The following is a 16970-nucleotide window of genomic DNA, read 5'->3' as shown; positions in this document are numbered from 1 at the left end:
GACGATAGCAGCGACCCGGGAAAGACCGCAGGCCGGGCAGCGCGCACTCATGTCATCCGCTGGGTAGCGTTGCGGCCATCCGACACGGGAGGAACAGGTCGAATGATCGATAGCACTACGACGGGGCGATCGCCGTCGAATCAGTGGTACGACCCGGGTGACCGATGGGTTCCCGTCGACCGGCGGTGGCTGGGACTCGATCGGGCCACGGTGGTTCCGGCCCTCGTCGTCCTCGCCGTCGCGTTCGTCATGGCCGTTGTCCTGCCCGCGCTGAACACGCAGACCGCTTACGACGACCGAGTTGCCGAAGGTGACGTGCTGGAGCTGGGCGGAGGCATCGAGTTCGACCCCGCCGTAGGCTGGGGAATCACCTCGGGTGTCCGTGCAGCGGACCGACCCGCGTCCGGTTCGTTCCCGCCCCAGGCCGTGGTCGAAGGCGGCGGGGTGTCATTGACCATCCGGACAGGCGAGTTCGACGGTGACGCATACGAACTCCTCGATCAGATCCGTTCCACCTCGAAGGCACTCGACAGCGATCTCGTGATCGAGGGCAACGCTGTGGAGACGACGACGGCATCGGGCGAGCGTGGCGTGATCACCCGAATCTCGAGCTCGCAGGTCGACGGCACGATGGCGGCGTTCGTCATCGACGGCCACGGCGTCCAGGTCACCGCGGTCGGCCCGGCGGGCACCGAACGCGGCCAGGCGGACGCGGTCGCCCGCATGATCTCCAGCATTCGCCCGGTCGAGGAGGCCTCCCGATGACCACCGCCACCGATCCCCGTGTGACTGCGATCGAGAATTCAGGGTGGAGCAGGTCGTTCACGTTCTACCAGCCGCGCAATGCGGCGTTCTGGGTGTACCTGGCACTCGTCGGCAGTGGTGCGCTGACGTTCGTTTCGATGCTGGCGATGTCCGCGGGTGCCTACGGGCGCGCCATCGCCGTCTCGGTGGTGCTGTTCACGGTGTATGGAGCGCTGTTCTGGTGGTTCACCCAGCACATCGACCGCTACGCGCGCCAACCCGCGAAACTGATCACGACCGCGTTCGTGTGGGGTGCCTTCGCGGCGACATGGTCGATGGCGGCGAACGCCAACAACGCGCTGATGAGCTTGTACTCGAAGTGGTTCGGGCAGTCCTGGGCACAGGACTGGTCGGCCGGACTGGCCGCGCCGTTCACCGAGGAGGTCGCCAAGGGCATCGGACTGGTACTGCTGATCGCATTGGCGCCGCGGCTGATTCGCACGGCATTCGACGGGTTCATCGTCGGCGCGTTCCTGGGTCTCGGATTCCAGATTGCCGAGGACATCGTCTACGCCCTCAACTCGGCGGGTACCCAGTTCGGCGCCAACCAGGTCGAGGCCTCCATCGGTGTCGTGTGGATGCGGATGGCAACCGGGCTGTCGGCTCACATCCTGTACAGCGCGATCTTCTGCGCCGGACTCGTGTATCTCCTCGGCCGACCAGCTGAGCCGCGCCGTGTAGGCCGCGGACTGCTGCTGATGGCCACTGCCATGCTTCTACACGGAGTGTGGGACTCGCTCGCCGCGATCACCCAGGGCAACGTGGCTGTGTTCATCCCCTGCATGGTTGCCATCGTCCTCGTGGCTCTGTACATCGCGGTGCGAGTGTTCCGGGCGACGGTACCGAGGGAGCGGGAGTTCCTGTCCGAGATCCTGACACCCGAGGTCGCATCGGGGACGATCACCGCGGGCGAACTCGCCGCTGCGGCGGGCGACCACAAGGCACGCAAGGCGTTCCGGAAGTCGGGTGCGACCCGACGGGACCGCAGGCGCAACGGCTACGTGCTGGACGCGATCGCCGATCTCGCCGATGCCGTCGCCACGTCGAGAGGGCTCGAGACACCGGCGGTCGCGTACGCGCGCTCGGAGGTCGCCAGAATCCGCGCCGGGGAACCGTCCGTGCGCCTCTGATCGGTGCGAGAGCAACGGCGGCGCCCCGGGGATCTCCCCCGGGACGCCGCCGTTTCGGGATCAGATACCCGCGGACAGCCGGTTCGCCAGCAGCGTGGTGAACCGAGCCGGATCGGCCAGCTCGCCACCCTCGGCGAGCAACGCCATGCCGTACAGGAGTTCGGCGGTCTCGGCGGACGCCTCGTCACCGGGTCGCTCGAGGTGCGCGGCACGCAGCGCGACGACGAGCGGGTGCTCGGGGTTCAGTTCGAGGATCCGCTTGGTGACCGGGACCGGCTGTCCCGACGCCCGGTACATCCGCTCCAGCGCCGGCGACATGGAGAAGTCGTCACCGACGATGCACGCGGGCGACGTGGTCAGGCGGGTGGACAGCCGCACCGACTTCACGTGGTCGTCGAGCGTGGTGGTCATCCAGCCGAGGAGTTCCTCGAACTCCTTCTCCTGCGCCTGGCGCTCGGACTCGGCGGCGGCCTTGTCCTCCTCGCTGTCGAGGTCGACCTCTCCCTTGGCGACGGACTGGAATGTCTTGCCGTCGAACTCGGGAACCTGCGCGGACCACACCTCGTCGACGGGGTCGGTGAGCAGCAGGACCTCGAGGCCCTTCGCCTTGAACGCCTCGAGGTGCGGCGAGTTCTCCAGTAGCTGACGTGATTCGCCTGCCGCGTAGTAGATCTGGGTCTGGTCGTCCTTCATGCGCGACACGTAGTCGGCGAGCGTGGTCTGCTCGTCCGCGCTGTGCGTGGATGCGAACGACGAGATCTTCAGCAGTGTCTCGCGGTTGTCGGTGTCGGAGATCAGGCCCTCCTTGAGGGCGCGCCCGAACTCGTTCCACAGGGTGCGGTAGTCGTCGGGCCGCGACGACTGGATGTCGACGATCGTGGACAACACCTTCTTGGTGAGCCGACGACGGATCGCACGAATCTGCCTGTCCTGCTGCAGAATCTCGCGGGAGACGTTGAGCGAGAGGTCCTGCGCATCGACGACACCCTTGACGAAGCGGAGGTACTCGGGCAGCAGCTCGTCGGCGTCGTCCATGATGAACACCCGCTTGACGTACAGGTGCACCCCGGTCTTGCCGTCGCGCATGAACAGGTCGAAGGGCGCGTGCTGCGGGATGAACAGCAGCGCCTGGTACTCGAAGGTGCCCTCCGCCTTCATCGGAATGGTTTCGAGCGGCTCGTCCCAGGCGTGCGCGATGTGCCGGTAGAACTCGGTGTACTCCTCGTCGGTCACCTCGTCCTTGGACTTCGCCCACAGCGCCTTCTGCGAGTTGAGCGTCTGGGTCTCGATCTCGACCTTCTCCGGCTCCTCGTCGGTGGCGGGAGTGCGACGTTCGACGTCCATCCGGATCGGCCACGCGATGAAGTCCGAGTAGCGCTTGACGAGTTCCTTGATCTTCCACACGTCGGTGTAGTCGTGCATGTTGTCGTCGGCGTCGGCCGGCTTGAGGTGCAGCGTCACCGAGCTGCCCTGCGGGGCGTCGTCGACGGCCTCGATGGTGTAGGTGGCCTCGCCGGTGGACTCCCAACGGGTGCCCTGCGTCTCCCCCGCCTTGCGGGTCAGGAGCGTCACCTTGTCGGCGACCATGAAGGTCGAGTAGAAGCCGATGCCGAACTGGCCGATCAGTTCCTCACTCGCGGCCGCGTCCTTGGCCTCCTTGAGCTTGCGGCGCAGTTCCGCGGTGCCGGACTTGGCGAGGGTGCCGATCAGGTCGACGACCTCGTCGCGGGACATGCCGATGCCGTTGTCACGAATCGTCAGTGTCCGCGCGTCCTTGTCGATCGCGATCTCGATGTGCAGGTCGGACGTGTCGGCGTCCAGGTCCTTGTCCTGGTACGCCGCGAGCCGCAGCTTGTCGAGCGCGTCCGAGGCGTTGGACACCAGTTCCCGCAGGAACGAGTCCTTGTTCGAGTAGATCGAGTGGACCATCAGGTCCAGCAACTGGCGGGTTTCCGCCTGGAACTCGAGCTGCTCACGTTCTCCGGTGTGGGCGTTCAATCCGATTCCCTTCGACTGCTCACGGGCAGAGTGTTCGCCCGGGATTTTACCGTCCTCACCTGGGCGGCAGACCTACCGGCCGGTAGTGGTCCGGTCCGGTCCGGCCATTGCCTCCGGCGCCCGACCGGAGGATGGTGAAGATCGGGGGCAACCGGTGGCGCCGCCGGGGCGCTGCCTCGAGTGGAAGGGGTTCTGTCGTGTACGCACGCTCGACCACGATCATGGCGCACCCGTCCTTCATCGACGCCGGCATCAAACACATGAGTGACACCGTCATGCCTGCGCTCGCGGATTACGAGGGGTGCGCGGGACTCTCACTCCTCGTCGACCGCGACAGCGGCCGCTGCATCGCTACGAGTTCGTGGATGGACGAGGACGCGCTGCGCGGGAGCGAGGGACGCGTCCGCGAGTTGCGGGATCGCGCTACGGAAATGTTCCACGGCACCGCGACCGTCGAACGTTGGGACATCGCGGCCCTGCACCGCGACCACCCGTCGGCCCGCGGATCCTGCGTCCGCGTCACCTGGCTGAAGCTCGAACCGGGACACATGACCCGCGCGGTCGACGTGTTCAAGCTGACCGCCCTGCCGCACATGGAGGAACTCGACGGGTTCTGCAGCGCCAGCATGATGATCGATCACGCCGCCGGACGCGCGGTGGTGTCGGTGACCTGGGACAGCCGCGAGTCGTTCGAACGCGTTCAGGCGGCAGCCGACGGGATGCGCACCGCCGTGACCCGCGAGATGGGTGCGACGGTGATCGAGACCTGCATGTTCGACCTCGCTATCGCTCACCTGCACGTCCCCGAGATGGCCTGAGTCGCGCGCCCCTCGCCGGGTCACGCGCGCCGCAGCGTCCGCTCGATCTCCTCGGCGGTCGCGGCGTCGAAGGCCACGAGGACGATCCGTCGGACGGCCGTGTCGGCGCCGCGGACGGCGTCGACGGCCTGACGGATCGCGTCCTCGCGAGGCCAGCCGTAGGCACCGGCGGAGATCAGCGGGAAGGCGACGCTGCCCGCGCCGAGCCCGTCCGCGACGGCGAGGCTGCGCGTGTACGCGGACCGCAGCTGCCCCGAGCGGTCCTCCGCCGCGGAGTGCCGCGGGCCGACGGTGTGCACGACCCAGGTGGCGGGGAGCTCACCGGCCGTGGTGGCGACGGCCGCCCCGACAGCCAGTCCGTCGGGCAGTGTCGTCTCACGTAAGTGCGTGCACTCGGCGAGAATTCGCGGTCCGCCCGCCCGGTGGATCGCACCGTCCACGCCGCCACCGCCGAGCAGGGACGAGTTCGCGGCGTTGACGATCACGTCGACCCGTTGCGTGGTGATGTCGCCGTGAACGACCTCGATCACCGGACCGGCGGCCGTCGGTGCGGCGGCGAGTTCCACGGCAGCGGTGGCGAGCCGGTGCAGGTCTCCGGCGTCGTAGCCCGGCCAGCCGTTCAGCTGTCGCCGCCACCGAGTGGGCACAGCGGCGGCGCCCCAGCGTGCGCCGAGCAGTCCGCCGGCGATGGCGGCGGTCGTGTCGGTGTCACCGCCGGCCCGCACCGCGGCCTCGAGTGCGCGCACCAGGTGGACAGGGTCCGAATCGTCCGTGGACGTGATCGCCCACCACGCGGTCTGCAGGGCGTGCACGACCCAGCCGTTCTTCGAGAAGTCCTTCGGCGAACCGTTTTCGGCCTGATCGAGGAGAGGACCCCAGAACGTGGCGACGTCCGTCGGGGCTTCCACCAGGTAGCCGCGAACACCGTCGAACGTCCCGTGCAGGACGGCGTGCCGGACGGCGTGCGTCCACAGTCGGCACGCCTCGATCGCGCGCTGGTCGTCGTGGGTGAGTGCGGCGATCGCGGCGGCGGCATCCTGGCACCCACGGGCGTCGCCGAGGTAGGCGAGGGCGACCGGTGCGGTCCGCATCAGGGATCCGTTGCCGCCCTTGAGACCTGGAATCTCCTGGGCTCGGCGTCGCATCGCGTCGGCGCTCGCCGGACGGGACGACAGCACGGCGCGCGTCTGGTTGCCGATGTCCGGCGGGTTGGAGTCGAACCAGGCGACGAAGCGGGCGGCGATCGCGTCGAGTCCCCGGCCGTGGCCGATCGGGACGCCGGTGGCGGCGACCTCGGCGATGGCCAGTGCCATCGAGGTGTCGTCGGTCCACTCCCCCTCGGCCCAGTTGAAGGCTCCACCGCCGATCATGTCGATCACCGCGTCGGCGGACGGGTAGGAGAATTCGTAGCCTGCGCCGAGGGCGTCTCCTGCGGCGCCGCCCACCAGGACGCCGATCGCGCGGTCCATCCGACCCGAATCCAATTTCATGCCAACCTCCGTGCCGACCGATCGAGCAAATAGCTCATTATTGCGCTAACCCTAGCCGAACTGCCCGATCCCGACAACCGGCCACGAGATCCGGCACGAACGTTTCCGACCAGAGGTTGACATCGACACCTTTCGAGGCAAACACTGAACCTGATGGTTCAGTATCAGCTCGACGCGACCTTCACGGCGCTCTCGGACCGCACCCGACGCGGGATCCTGGAACGTCTCGACCGGTCGGAGGCCACGATCACCGAGTTGGCGGAGATCTTCGAGATGACCCTCACCGGCATCACGAAGCACATCCACCTCCTCGAACAGGCCGGGCTGGTGGTGACCGAGAAGCGGGGCCGAGTCCGGCACTGCAGGCTCGGTGCCAACACCCTCGACCTGGAGACCGCCTGGATTGCCCGGCACCGCCGCGCCCTGGCCGACCGACTGGACCATCTCGGACAGTTCCTGGAACGTGACACCAATCCTGAGGAGTAGTCATGACCAGCACGTACACCGCCACCGTCACCACCTCCGGTGACCGCGACTGCCACGTCGAACGGATCTTCGACGCCCCACGAGCACGCGTGTGGGCCGCCTACACCGAACCTGAACTCATCGCCCAGTGGTGGGGCCGTGGGAACCTCGTCGACGTCGTCACGTGGGAGTTCCGGGTCGGCGGGCACTGGCGGTTCGTCGAACACCACGACAGCACCAGCGACGGCTTCGAGGGCCGGTTCCGGGAGATCGTTCCCGAAGAGCGCCTCGTCAACTCCTTCGAGTGGGACGGCATGCCCACCCACGCGTCGTTGGACGCAGTCGACTTCGTCGACCTCGGCGACGGGCGCACGAAGATCGTCGTCGAGTCCCTCTTCCTCACCGCCGAAGATCGCGACGGCATGCTCGGCTCGGGCATGGAGGAGGGCATGAACGCCAGCTATGCCGCACTCGACGCGCTGCTCGCCAGGACGGCCTAGCGGCACCTAGCCGCGTCGGTAGGTCAACTCGACGATGCCCGTCTCGAGTCGACGGGTGTCGACGAGCTCGAGCGCGATCGGGTCCGGGGAGTCGGGGAACACCCGCGCCCCGGAGCCGAGGACCACGGGAAAGACCGCGAGCCTCAGTTCGTCGACGAGGTCCGCGGCGAGCAGGGCGTGCACGAGGGTCCGACTCCCGACGACGAGGAGTTCGCCGTCGATCCCATCGCGCAACGCGGGGACCGACTGCTCCACCGGGCCGGCCAGCGCGCGCGAGTTGTTCCACTCGAGGTCGGTGGCGGTCGCCGTGACGACATGCTTGGGCATCGCGTTCATCTTGTCGGCGAACTCGCCGTCGCGGGTCGGCCACGCGCCGGCGAACGACTCGTAGGTGACACGGCCGAGGAGCAACGCCTCGGCGTCGAGGGTCTCCCGGAGTTTGGCCGCGAGCAGACCTGGACCGTGGTGCGGAATCGTCCAGCCGGTGTGGGGGTATCCGGGCTCACCGCCCGGAGCCTCCATCACACCGTCGAGCGAGACGAATTCCGAGACGACGATTCTGCCCACGGGATCTCCGTTCCACGAAGCACAGGTCGGGTCGTGGCGTCATCGCGGCCACGACCCGACGGTAACCCGGCCGAGCCGGCCATGCCTCCCCGCCAACCCGATCGGTTGACGGCTTTCGCTCCTCAGCCGCCGATGACCGTGATAGAACACGTTACAGAAATGTCGCGTGCAGGCGCGGCCGGCCGAGGGAGTCCGATGCACTGGTACACCGGAAACACCGTCTACGACACGGTTTTGACGGCGGCGTTCGCGTTCACCGCCTTCGTGATCATCGGCGGCTTCTTCGCGCAGAGCTCGTACGGACGGTTCTCGTCCACCAACCTCGGCTTCAACCTCAACCCCAAGCTGGGCTGGTGGTTGATGGAGATCCCGGCGACGGTCGTGTTCCTCGTCTTCTACCTGACCGGACCGAACCGCTTCGAGCCCGCATCACTGGCGCTCGCCGCAATCTGGCTGCTGCACTACGCGAACCGTGGCTGGTACTTCCCCCTCGCGATCCGGCAGGTCCCCGGCAAGCGCAGCACCTTCAACGCCTCGGTCATCGTGATGGGCATGCTGGTCACGTCGATGCACGGCTACCTCAACGGCGCGCTGTTCAGCCACGACTGGTTCGGCCTGTACACCACCGACTGGCTGACCGATCCGCGCTTCCTCGTCGGCCTCGCCGTCTACCTCTGCGGCTTCGGCCTGCTGCTCAGCTCGGAGTCGATCGTCCGCAATCTGCGGGACAAGAACAATCCCGGGGCCGCCGAGTACCGTATCCCGTTCGGCGGCGGCTTCCGCTTCGTCACCAGCCCTGCCTACCTCGGCGAACTCATCGCCTGGAGCGGATTCGCACTGCTCACGTGGGCGCTGCCCGGAGTCGTCATCCTGCTGATCACCGCCGGGAACCTGATCCCGCGGGCATTCGCCACCCACCGGTGGTACCAGGAGAAGTTCACCGACTACCCCACCGACCGCAAGGCCCTGGTCCCCTACCTGGTCTGACGCGACCCACGCCGACGGCCGGTCAGGCGGCCTCGGCGACCTCCTTCATCGACGCAAGACCCTTCTCGAAGTCCTTGCCGACGATCTTGTCCATGTTCATGACCAACCCGAACACCTTCATCAGTCCGGACCTCGTACCGGCCATCTGCCACCGGACCGTGGTCCCGTCGGCGCCAGGTTCGATCAGGAAGGTGGTCACGTTGGTCGCCTTGAACGGCTTCAGGAACGCCAGGTCCAGCGTCACCTTCCGTCCCGGTACCGATTCGGTGATCGTCATCGAACCCGCACCCGCCTTGCGGTTGCCGGTCCAGGCATAGGACGCGCCGACGCCGCGGTCGGCCCCGGAGTACGTCCGGTTCAGGTTCGGGTCCACCCCCTCCCAGGGCGACCACTCCGTCCACCGGCGAAAATCGTCGATCAGGTCGAAGACGACCTCGGGACCAGCGCCAATGGTCGTGGAGCGTTCGACGAGGAAGGTGCTGTCGGCCATGCGTGCACCCTAGCCGCGTGACACGCCGGGCGCGCGTCGACGACCTGCACACGGAATCACGTCACGTGGAGCGTCCTGTCGCGAGATGCCGCGAACGGTTACCGTCGAGGCATGATCACCGCAGTTCATGCGCTGCTCTACGCGGAGGATCCGGCGGCCGCGCGGGACTTCTTCCGCGACGTCCTCGGATGGACCCACATCGACGCCGGTGGCGGCTGGCTGATATTCCGTTCCGGCCCCAGCGAATTGGCGATCCATCCGGCCGACACCCCTACCGGGCAACACCACGAGATCTCGTTCATGTGTGACGATCTCGACGCCACCGTCGCCGAACTCCGCTCGCGTGGCGCGAGCTTCGAGGGCGACGTCGGCAAGCAGCCGTGGGGACGAACCATTCGACTGGTGGTTCCGGGCGCGGGGTCGGTCCTCATGTACGAGCCGGCGCATCCCCCTGCACATTCACTCCCCGAACCGGAAGGTGCGTCATGACCCCGTTCCGTCGCGTGGCTGCCTGCGCAGCCATCGTCCTCGGTGCAGCGCTACCCACGGCCGGTCACGCCGCCGCGGCGGTCACCGTTCCGTTCCAGATCGATCCGGCACCTTTCGGAAACCCGAACGGCAGCTTCGACGTTCCGCCGATCCGGTGTGCCGCCGTCGTCGGCGATCGGGCGGTGACGATCACCGGCGGCAAGCAGGACGGCTGGGGATGCCTGCTCTCCTCACCGGTGCAGTGGCTGAACCTCTCGACCGGGGCACGCGGCACGGCGACGTTGTCGGACGGACTGAACGGCATTCCGCCCGCCGTCACGCTCGACACCGGGGCAGGCCAGGTCGTCGTGATGGTCAACTCCGTCACCGGCGGTCCGGTCACACCGGGTTTCGCGACCTTCCATGTGCCCTGATCGACCTCATCGCCCTCGCGGCTGTCGGCGGATGCGAGCTCACCCGCTCTGTCCTGCGCCCGGATGCCGGATCATCCGGAACGAGGTGAGCAGCCCGAGCAGCGCGGCGAGGATCGGCAACAGGAGGGCCACCTGCAACGCGAGAGGCCGCGCGTCGGTGTTGATCCGAACGATCTCTTCACGGATCTCGGGGGGCTGCCCGGTCAGCAGCGCCTCGAGTTCGGTGTTGCTCATGACCTCGGCATCCTCCTCGAGGACCTGCGCCACCTGACGTTGCTCGTCGGGTGGGAGCACCGTGCTCGACTGCGCCATCGTGGTGAAGGTGATCGACAGCGTCGCCAGCATGACGGCACCCCCGAACGCCAACCCGAACGACAGCCCGAACGAGCCGGCTGCGGAGTTGGTGCCCGCTGCTTCGCTGACCCGTTCCTCGGAGATCGGTGCGAGCGTGTAGTTGTTCAGTTGGGAGACCAGCAGACCCAGACCCGCGCCCGCGACGACAAGGGGCAGCAGCAACGCCCACCCGAACTCGGCGCGGGGCACCAACGGCAGCAGTGCGGCGATGCCGGCGGTGACGAGCGCGAAACCCCAGCGAATGATGCCGGCGGGAGGGCGGCCTCCTGCCTTCTTCCCCGCCACGAGTGCGACTACGAACATGCTCAGCGACAGCGGCGCAAGAGAGAGGCCGGCCTGCATCGCGTTGTACTCGAGCACCATCTGCAGATAGATCGGCAGGGCGATCATGGTGCCGCCGAGCGCGATCTGCTGCAGCATCTGGCCCGTGACGCCGAGCCGGAACACCATGGAGCGGAACAGGTCCGGATCCATCAATGAGGGCCTTCCCTGCCGCTTCCGGCGGATCAGCCAGTAGGCGAGGCCGACCAGTGCGGACGAACCGATCACGAGGAGCGCCGCCACTGCTTCGCCACCCTCCTGCCACACCAGGATGCCGAGGACGATGCCGCCCATACCGACCACCGAGAGTCCAGCACCCACGACATCCACGCCGCGCGGACCCGTGTACGGCACGTCACGGACGAGGCCTATCCCCGACAGGACCACGGCGATGATGACGACCTCCAGCGCGAATCCGACCCGCCACGACAGGTAGGTGGTGACGAAGCCGCCGAGCAGCGGGCCGACGGCGGCCGCGATCGCAGCCGCCGCACCGACCAGCGCGTACACCTTCTTCTGCGCGTCGCCGTGGAAGTTGCCGTGGACGAGGGACTGCATTGCCGGCAGAAGCAGTGATGCGCCGATCCCGCCGACGACGGCCCAGAGCACCATCACCGCGGTCAGGCTCTGCGCGAACGTCATCGCCGCAGCGCCGGTCGCGTAGCCGAGGAGGCCCAGTACATACGCACGCTTGCGCCCGATCAGATCGCCCACCTTGCTGCCGATCAGGATGAAGGCGGCCGACACCAACGCTTCGAGTGCGATCGCCGACTGCACGCCACTGACCGTGGTGTCGAGGTCCCGCACGACCGCAGAAATCGACACGTTCATCAGCGACGTGTCGACGACGAGGACGAACATCGCCATCGCGAGCAGGACGGCGAGAACACCGCGCCGACCGGACAACCGGCCGGCACCGTCCGTGAGTGATTCTTCGACCATGACGGCCCCACCACCTCGACGGACAGGGCGGTTTCCCGCCTCGGCACGTGCACACCACTGCTCCGGTCAGCAGGGTATCGCTCGGGTGATCCGTCCGCCCGCCAGGGCGAGCGCCGTGTCTCAGAGCCGCCGCTTGAACCCGACGTGATTGTTCTCGTACCCGAGCCGCTCGTAGAAGGCGTGGGCCCGCGCCCGGTCGCGGTCCGTGGTGACCTGCGCGAGTGTGGCGCCGCGATGCCTGCCGTGCTCGTGCGCCCACTCGAGCATGGCCGTTCCGATCCCGCGTGAACGCTCGGGTGCCACCACTCGCACCCCCTCGATCTGCAGCCGGGTGGTGCCACCGCGCGACAGTCCCGGAATGATGGTGAGCTGCATCGTGCCGACGATCCGGTCGGCCTCGTCGCGCACCACCGCCAGGTAGTGCGAGGAGTCCCTGGCGATCGCGTCGTACGCCTCCTCGTACCGGGCGATCTCGGCGCCCTCGCGAGTGCGGCTGATCTCGTCGTCGGAGAGCAACGCGACAAGGGCCGGGACGTCGGTCCGCAGTGCCCGTTGCACTCGATAGGTCCGATCCCCGAGCCGGAGCCGCCCACCGACGGATTCCCGTGCACGCGAACGCAGGTGGGCGATGAGAGTGTCCAACCAGGTGCCGACGTGACGCCTGGCCTCGGGGGTGTCGGGATAGCGGCACCGCAGGTGCAGGCCGGACTCGTCGAGGATGAACCAGAGCATCACCCCGTCGGTCCGGATGGTCGCGCCGACGTACTGCGCCTCCAGCCCGGTCGCGTCCACACGCACCGGCAAGCGGCGCAGGTCGAGCCACGAGATCGCGAACATCCCTGGCGCCTCGGGCATCCCACCCCACGGACGGAGAATGTCCGCGAGCGGCCAGGACCCCATCCGCACGGCTTCCTTGACCGCCTCGGCGCTCGCACGGGGGTCTGCGTCGGTCGATTCCAGGACCGAGTTGGTGATGAACCAGCCGACGGAGTCGTGCCAGGTGGAGTCGTACCGACTGTGCACCGGGAACACGGCCCGCAGCGGAGTGCCTGCGAGCGTGAGCGTCACCTCGGTCATCGCGGCCACCACCAGCGCCAGCGTCGAGACCCCGTCCTCGCGGGCTTGGGCGGAGAACGCGGCGTTGTCGTCGACGTCGAGCACGTCACGTACCTCGACGCGCTCCTGCTGCGGGGTCGCGGGGCCGAGCGGCAGCGGGAACCGCGGCATCACGTCACCGCTCGCCGCCAGCACCTCCGCCCAGCGGCGATGCACCTCCTCGGGTGCCGCGGGCCGGTCCTGCAGGGCATGCGTGTGCTCGGCGAACGCAGGTGTGGGTGGTAGCGCGGGCTCCCGCCCGTCCTGCACCGCGGTGAGCGCGGCGAGCAGGTCCCGCGCGATCACGAGCATCGACCACATGTCGACGTGCGAATGGTCTGCCGCGACCACGACCGTCGGCCCCACCGCGGTCTCGAGCACGCACAACCTGTGCGACGGGCGGCTGTACGGCGAGCAGGCGCGATCGAGCACGTCGCGCAGCGCCTCGTTGACGGCCTGCCCGGGCGCGATGGGATGCTCGGCCCACTCCCCGGGACCGATCTCGACCTCGTGCAACCGCGGTTCGCCGTCCTCGCCCGGTACGAACACCGACCGCAGTGTGCCGTGCCTCGCGATCACGGCGAGCCACGCGGTCGCGAGTTCGTCGGGCGGCACCGGCCGGGAAAGCCTGAAGGACAACGCCATCCAGGAACCGGCCCGATCCCCCGCACCGACATGACGGCCCTGGTCGAAGGACACGGGAAGTGCTCGGCCCGGCGGCCCGACGCGTACGTCGTAACCCAGCAGACGGCCGAACGGCAGGCGCAGGTGCGCGACATTGGTCAGCCGCATGGCGCTATCCTAGGCGCTCTCTCCACCAGCCACTCAGGGGGAAACGTGCCGACCTTCAGCGTTCCGGGCGCCGAGCTCGACGTGGAACTCAGCGACGAGGGCGGCCACCCCGTCGTCCAACTCCACGGCCTCACCTCCAGCCGGCACCGCGACCGACTGATGGAACTCGACCTCGGCCGCGGGCTGAGCGGGACGCGCCTCCTCCGTTACGACGCGCGCGGACACGGTCATTCGACGGGTCGCGCCGTCCCCGAGGACTACCGGTGGCCGGTCCTCGCCGACGACCTGCTTCGGCTGCTCGACCACTGGTTCCCGGGCGAGCAGGTCCACGGCGTCGGCCCGTCGATGGGAACCGGGACGCTCCTGCACGCAGCCGTCCGCGACCCGGAGCGGTTCAGCAGCCTCACCCTGCTGGTGCCCGCGACCGCGTGGAAGACCCGCGTCGCCAAGGCGGAGGCGTATCGGCGCAACGCCACGATCATCGAGGAGCAGGGGCTCGACGCCTTCCTCCGTGCCGAAACCGCGGTGTCCCGTCCGCCCGCCACGACCGGTGCGCCCGAGACCGTCCCGGACGTCACGGAGCGTCTGCTGCCGTCGCTGTTCCGCGGCGCGGCGCTGAGCGACCTACCTACTCCGGATGACATCGCCGCGATCGGTGTGCACACCACGGTCCTGGCCTGGATCGACGACCCGGCACATCCGGTGTCCACCGCGGAGGCGCTGGTGGACCTGATGCCGAAGGCCACACTCGAGGTCGCGCACACCCCGGCCGATCTCGCGCGGTGGCCGAGCATCCTGTGCGACGACGTCGCGCGACACGACTGACGGCGCGCACTCCCCGACATCGGGCGCTCGGTAGGAACGGCGCCATATACTCCCGCCATGTTGATCCTCGGGATGATCCTGTTCGGACTGCTGGTCGGTGCCGGAGCCCAACTGATCCTGGGCAAGTCGAAGTCGGGCGTCGACTGGACCCTCGCCTTCGTGGCGGGCGTCGGAGGCTCGTTCGTGGGCGGTCTGCTGATCAGCCTGCTCGCCGGGGACGGCCTCGCGCTGCGTCCCAGCGGCATCATCGGCTCGCTCGCCGGGGCGATCATCGTGACGGCCGGGTGGACCTGGTGGAGGAGTCGCTCCACGTCGTCTGTGGACTGAAACCGGTCGTCGTCGAGCGGCGGCTTCCACGGCACCTCCTCGACCTTCGTTCCGGGAGAAGCACGTTCGTGGCCGGCCCTCGCCGCGCGATCGACCGCTAGGCTCGCCCGGTGTCTCACAGTTCTCCTCCCGTTCGGTCCGACTGGGGCGTCTTCACCCGGGCCGTCACCGTGCTCACGGACGGCGACGTGCTCGTCCACGACTGGTACGTCGTGGACGGCGAGCCCGAACTCGTGCTCCGCACCTCCGATGCCACCGAAGCGACGGCACTGCTCCCGCGTCTCGGCGACGTCCTCGCCGACCGTGCCGCATGGCACAGGCGCGCCTCGGACGCCGTCGTCACACAGTTCGGCGAGGACGACCCGACACAGGCCGAACTCGACGACGCCGCCGACGACCTCGTCCTGGCCACCGTCGAAGTCCACCTCGGGGGCGAGGTGGTGCTGCATCTCGACGACTCGTGCGGCGAGCACTTCCTCGACGGTTACTGGCCTGCGGTGCGGTTCGACGAGGTCGGTGGCGTTGTCGTGGTCACCGTCGAGGCGTAGGGCCATGGCTGGCCTCGACGACATGGCCGACGACGGAATTCACACGTTGACGGTGAACGGCGCACCCACCCTCGGGCACGTCGATTTCCCCGCACTCGACTCCTTCCGCTTTCCCGACGGCGGCGGCTTTCCGAACTCGTACCGTGCGTTCGTCCGCCATGCCGGGTGGGGTCGATCCTTCGGCCTCTGGCTCGTCTACCCGCCCGTGCTTCCCGGATACGCCGACGGTTGGCACGGGCGCGCGGGCAACCTCACCACACGTTTCCACGCCGCATACGACGACGGCCGGAGCGAAGGCTTCGACTGGATGGTGGAGCCCGACGCCGACTGGTCGAGTACGACATCCCTGCACGTGTTCGGGTGGAGCGAAAACGGCGATGCACTGCTCTGGGACACCGCCAGCCGCGACGAGGCCGGCGAGTTCCCCGTCTGGGAGTCCCGATCCCTGGGTTCGCTCCATCGGCTGGGCGACAGCCTCCACGACGCGCTTCCGTTGATCCGTGCTCGAGCCGTCAGCCTGTTCGACTCCGGGCCGCACGACATCGAGCCGCTGCCGCCGTCCCGTCTCTGACGGGGCCGCGCCGCACTCGACGACCTCGTCGGGTGCCGCCCGTGGCCGATGGGAGGATGGCAGCCATGCCCATGCCCGCACCGTTGCCCGTCAAGGACGGCGTCGGACCGACGCGGCTGCGCGTCCCGACGTCCGGTCCGTGGGCGACGGTCGCCGAGTTCGTCGTCGCGACGTTCGACCACCTCGACCCCGCCGACCTGCACCGCCGGTTCGACGACGGCGAGATCGTGGGTGCCGACGGTCGTCCCGTCGGCCGCACGACAGCGCTGGGTGAGCACACGTTCGTGTGGTACCACCGCGATCTGCCGGTGGAGGAACCCGTTCCGTTCCACGAGGAGGTCCTGTACCGCGACGACGACCTGATCGTGATCGACAAACCGCACTTCCTTCCCACCACCCCGGGCGGGAGGTATCTGCGCGAGTCGGCGCTCGTACGGTTGCGGACAAGGCTCGACAATCCGGACATCACGCCGATCCATCGCCTGGACCGCGCCACCGCCGGGCTCGTCATGTTCTCCGCTCGGCCCGCGACCCGCGGCGCCTACCAGTCGCTGTTCGAGCAGCGGCGGGTGACGAAGACCTACGAGGCAGTGTCGGCGCTGCCACCCGACTGGGACCCGGGCGCACCGGCGCTGGCCGGACGCAGCCTCCCCACCACCTACAGCAATCACATCGAATCGATGCGCGGCCGGTTGCGGGTGGTCGTCGACGACACCCGCGAGCCCAACTCGGAAACACTGATCGAGCTGCAGGGATGTGGGGTCAGCGACTCCGGGCGCGCCGTGCTGCACACACTCCTGCGACCGCGCACCGGCCGGATGCACCAGTTGCGGGTTCATCTGGCGGCGCTCGGCGCCGGGATCCTCGGCGACCGCTGGTACCCCGACCTGCTGCCCGAGGCACCGGACGACCACACCCTCCCACTCCAGTTGCTCGCGCGGGAACTGGAGTTCACCGACCCTCTGTCGGGCGCGCCGCGGCGGTTCGTCACGCGCCGCACCCTGGCGGAGGCACCCGCCGACCGACCGCCGTCCGGGTAACGGA

General features: G+C 68.4%; 19 protein-coding genes and 1 pseudogene. 13 read left to right on the top strand and 7 right to left on the bottom strand.

Going from position 1 to position 16970, the window contains the following annotated elements; all coding sequences use genetic code 11:
• Positions 1-102: 102 nt before the first annotated feature.
• A complete protein-coding gene (locus ACFSJG_RS04585) occupies positions 103-765 on the top strand; it encodes a hypothetical protein (protein ID WP_378484025.1) in 663 nt (220 codons plus the stop codon).
• Positions 762-1934 (top strand): PrsW family intramembrane metalloprotease, encoded by a 1173-nt coding sequence (locus tag ACFSJG_RS04580; RefSeq protein ID WP_378484024.1) that lies wholly within the window; start codon positions 762-764, stop codon positions 1932-1934. Before ACFSJG_RS04585 ends, ACFSJG_RS04580 begins: the two co-directional genes overlap by 4 nt.
• A gap of 60 nt (positions 1935-1994) precedes the next feature.
• On the opposite strand, the gene htpG is transcribed toward ACFSJG_RS04580, so the two are convergent.
• Positions 1995-3932 carry a molecular chaperone HtpG gene (gene htpG / locus ACFSJG_RS04575; RefSeq protein WP_378484023.1) on the bottom strand — a complete coding sequence of 646 codons (1938 nt, stop codon included), beginning with the start codon at positions 3930-3932 and terminating at the stop codon, positions 1995-1997.
• Positions 3933-4129: 197 nt separating this feature from the next.
• On the opposite strand from htpG, the gene ACFSJG_RS04570 reads away from it, so the two are divergent.
• On the top strand, positions 4130-4750 hold the full coding sequence (locus ACFSJG_RS04570) for a hypothetical protein (RefSeq protein ID WP_378484022.1): 621 nt from the start codon (positions 4130-4132) through the stop codon (positions 4748-4750).
• A gap of 20 nt (positions 4751-4770) precedes the next feature.
• On the opposite strand, the gene ACFSJG_RS04565 is transcribed toward ACFSJG_RS04570, so the two are convergent.
• Positions 4771-5280: an O-acetyl-ADP-ribose deacetylase gene (locus ACFSJG_RS04565; RefSeq protein ID WP_378484252.1), complete on the bottom strand. Its 510-nt coding sequence runs from the start codon at positions 5278-5280 to the stop codon at positions 4771-4773.
• 165 nt (positions 5281-5445) lie between these two features.
• Positions 5446-6219: pseudogene (locus ACFSJG_RS04560) on the bottom strand (ADP-ribosylglycohydrolase family protein); the annotation flags it as partial.
• Positions 6220-6393: 174 nt separating this feature from the next.
• On the opposite strand from ACFSJG_RS04560, the gene ACFSJG_RS04555 reads away from it, so the two are divergent.
• Positions 6394-6726: an ArsR/SmtB family transcription factor gene (locus tag ACFSJG_RS04555; protein ID WP_378484021.1), complete on the top strand. Its 333-nt coding sequence runs from the start codon at positions 6394-6396 to the stop codon at positions 6724-6726.
• A gap of 2 nt (positions 6727-6728) precedes the next feature.
• Positions 6729-7205: an SRPBCC family protein gene (locus ACFSJG_RS04550; RefSeq protein ID WP_378484020.1), complete on the top strand. Its 477-nt coding sequence runs from the start codon at positions 6729-6731 to the stop codon at positions 7203-7205.
• 6 nt (positions 7206-7211) lie between these two features.
• Here the strand turns inward: ACFSJG_RS04550 and ACFSJG_RS04545 are convergent, their stop codons facing one another.
• Positions 7212-7772, bottom strand: a complete 561-nt coding sequence (locus tag ACFSJG_RS04545) for a dihydrofolate reductase family protein (protein WP_378484019.1) — start codon at positions 7770-7772, stop codon at positions 7212-7214.
• 195 nt (positions 7773-7967) lie between these two features.
• Here ACFSJG_RS04545 and ACFSJG_RS04540 point away from each other — a divergent pair, with 195 nt between their 5' ends.
• A complete protein-coding gene (locus ACFSJG_RS04540; protein WP_378484018.1) occupies positions 7968-8759 on the top strand; it encodes a phosphatidylethanolamine N-methyltransferase family domain-containing protein in 792 nt (263 codons plus the stop codon).
• A 22-nt stretch (positions 8760-8781) separates the two neighbouring features.
• On the opposite strand, the gene ACFSJG_RS04535 is transcribed toward ACFSJG_RS04540, so the two are convergent.
• Positions 8782-9249 carry an SRPBCC family protein gene (locus ACFSJG_RS04535; RefSeq protein WP_378484017.1) on the bottom strand — a complete coding sequence of 156 codons (468 nt, stop codon included), beginning with the start codon at positions 9247-9249 and terminating at the stop codon, positions 8782-8784.
• Positions 9250-9360: 111 nt separating this feature from the next.
• Here ACFSJG_RS04535 and ACFSJG_RS04530 point away from each other — a divergent pair, with 111 nt between their 5' ends.
• Positions 9361-9738 carry a VOC family protein gene (locus ACFSJG_RS04530; protein ID WP_378484016.1) on the top strand — a complete coding sequence of 126 codons (378 nt, stop codon included), beginning with the start codon at positions 9361-9363 and terminating at the stop codon, positions 9736-9738.
• The gene (locus ACFSJG_RS04525; protein WP_378484015.1) at positions 9735-10151 is read left to right on the top strand and encodes a hypothetical protein; all 417 of its coding nucleotides are present in this window, start codon (positions 9735-9737) and stop codon (positions 10149-10151) included. The genes ACFSJG_RS04530 and ACFSJG_RS04525 overlap by 4 nt, the downstream gene beginning before the upstream one ends.
• A gap of 39 nt (positions 10152-10190) precedes the next feature.
• Here ACFSJG_RS04525 and ACFSJG_RS04520 read toward each other — a convergent pair whose 3' ends face one another.
• A complete protein-coding gene (locus ACFSJG_RS04520) occupies positions 10191-11768 on the bottom strand; it encodes an MFS transporter (RefSeq protein WP_378484014.1) in 1578 nt (525 codons plus the stop codon).
• Positions 11769-11888: 120 nt separating this feature from the next.
• Positions 11889-13655: a GNAT family N-acetyltransferase gene (locus ACFSJG_RS04515; RefSeq protein WP_378484013.1), complete on the bottom strand. Its 1767-nt coding sequence runs from the start codon at positions 13653-13655 to the stop codon at positions 11889-11891.
• A gap of 45 nt (positions 13656-13700) precedes the next feature.
• Between ACFSJG_RS04515 and ACFSJG_RS04510 the strand changes: the two genes are divergently transcribed.
• The 5 genes from ACFSJG_RS04510 to ACFSJG_RS04490 all read left to right on the top strand — a co-directional run bounded on the left by ACFSJG_RS04510 (position 13701) and on the right by ACFSJG_RS04490 (position 16966).
• Complete coding sequence (locus tag ACFSJG_RS04510; RefSeq protein ID WP_378484012.1) at positions 13701-14480, top strand: alpha/beta fold hydrolase; 780 nt, start codon at positions 13701-13703, stop codon at positions 14478-14480.
• A 57-nt stretch (positions 14481-14537) separates the two neighbouring features.
• Positions 14538-14807, top strand: a complete 270-nt coding sequence (locus ACFSJG_RS04505; protein WP_378484011.1) for a GlsB/YeaQ/YmgE family stress response membrane protein — start codon at positions 14538-14540, stop codon at positions 14805-14807.
• Positions 14808-14917: 110 nt separating this feature from the next.
• Entirely contained in the window at positions 14918-15355 is a 438-nt protein-coding gene (locus tag ACFSJG_RS04500) for a hypothetical protein (protein WP_378484010.1), read from the top strand.
• 4 nt (positions 15356-15359) lie between these two features.
• Positions 15360-15926, top strand: coding sequence for a hypothetical protein (locus ACFSJG_RS04495; protein ID WP_378484009.1), 567 nt, complete (start codon positions 15360-15362; stop codon positions 15924-15926).
• A gap of 56 nt (positions 15927-15982) precedes the next feature.
• Positions 15983-16966, top strand: coding sequence for a pseudouridine synthase (locus ACFSJG_RS04490; protein WP_378484008.1), 984 nt, complete (start codon positions 15983-15985; stop codon positions 16964-16966).
• The last annotated feature ends 4 nt before the right edge of the window (positions 16967-16970 follow it).

Origin of the sequence: Rhodococcus gannanensis, assembly GCF_042681175.1 — a bacterium.
In the GTDB taxonomy this organism is placed as follows: domain Bacteria; phylum Actinomycetota; class Actinomycetes; order Mycobacteriales; family Mycobacteriaceae; genus Rhodococcus_G; species Rhodococcus_G gannanensis.
Note: the sequence above shows the minus strand (reverse complement) of the source record. Positions and strands in the feature narration are given on the sequence as shown.

Coding starts and splice junctions, on each gene's coding strand:
- ACFSJG_RS04585 (WP_378484025.1), top strand. CDS start 103: ATGATCGATAGCACTACGACGGGGCGATCGCCGTCGAATCAGTGGTAC.
- ACFSJG_RS04580 (WP_378484024.1), top strand. CDS start 762: ATGACCACCGCCACCGATCCCCGTGTGACTGCGATCGAGAATTCAGGG.
- ACFSJG_RS04555 (WP_378484021.1), top strand. CDS start 6,394: ATGGTTCAGTATCAGCTCGACGCGACCTTCACGGCGCTCTCGGACCGC.
- ACFSJG_RS04550 (WP_378484020.1), top strand. CDS start 6,729: ATGACCAGCACGTACACCGCCACCGTCACCACCTCCGGTGACCGCGAC.
- ACFSJG_RS04540 (WP_378484018.1), top strand. CDS start 7,968: ATGCACTGGTACACCGGAAACACCGTCTACGACACGGTTTTGACGGCG.
- ACFSJG_RS04535 (WP_378484017.1), bottom strand. CDS start 9,249: ATGGCCGACAGCACCTTCCTCGTCGAACGCTCCACGACCATTGGCGCT.
- ACFSJG_RS04530 (WP_378484016.1), top strand. CDS start 9,361: ATGATCACCGCAGTTCATGCGCTGCTCTACGCGGAGGATCCGGCGGCC.
- ACFSJG_RS04525 (WP_378484015.1), top strand. CDS start 9,735: ATGACCCCGTTCCGTCGCGTGGCTGCCTGCGCAGCCATCGTCCTCGGT.
- ACFSJG_RS04520 (WP_378484014.1), bottom strand. CDS start 11,768: ATGGTCGAAGAATCACTCACGGACGGTGCCGGCCGGTTGTCCGGTCGG.
- ACFSJG_RS04515 (WP_378484013.1), bottom strand. CDS start 13,655: ATGCGGCTGACCAATGTCGCGCACCTGCGCCTGCCGTTCGGCCGTCTG.
- ACFSJG_RS04505 (WP_378484011.1), top strand. CDS start 14,538: ATGTTGATCCTCGGGATGATCCTGTTCGGACTGCTGGTCGGTGCCGGA.
- ACFSJG_RS04495 (WP_378484009.1), top strand. CDS start 15,360: ATGGCTGGCCTCGACGACATGGCCGACGACGGAATTCACACGTTGACG.
- ACFSJG_RS04490 (WP_378484008.1), top strand. CDS start 15,983: ATGGCAGCCATGCCCATGCCCGCACCGTTGCCCGTCAAGGACGGCGTC.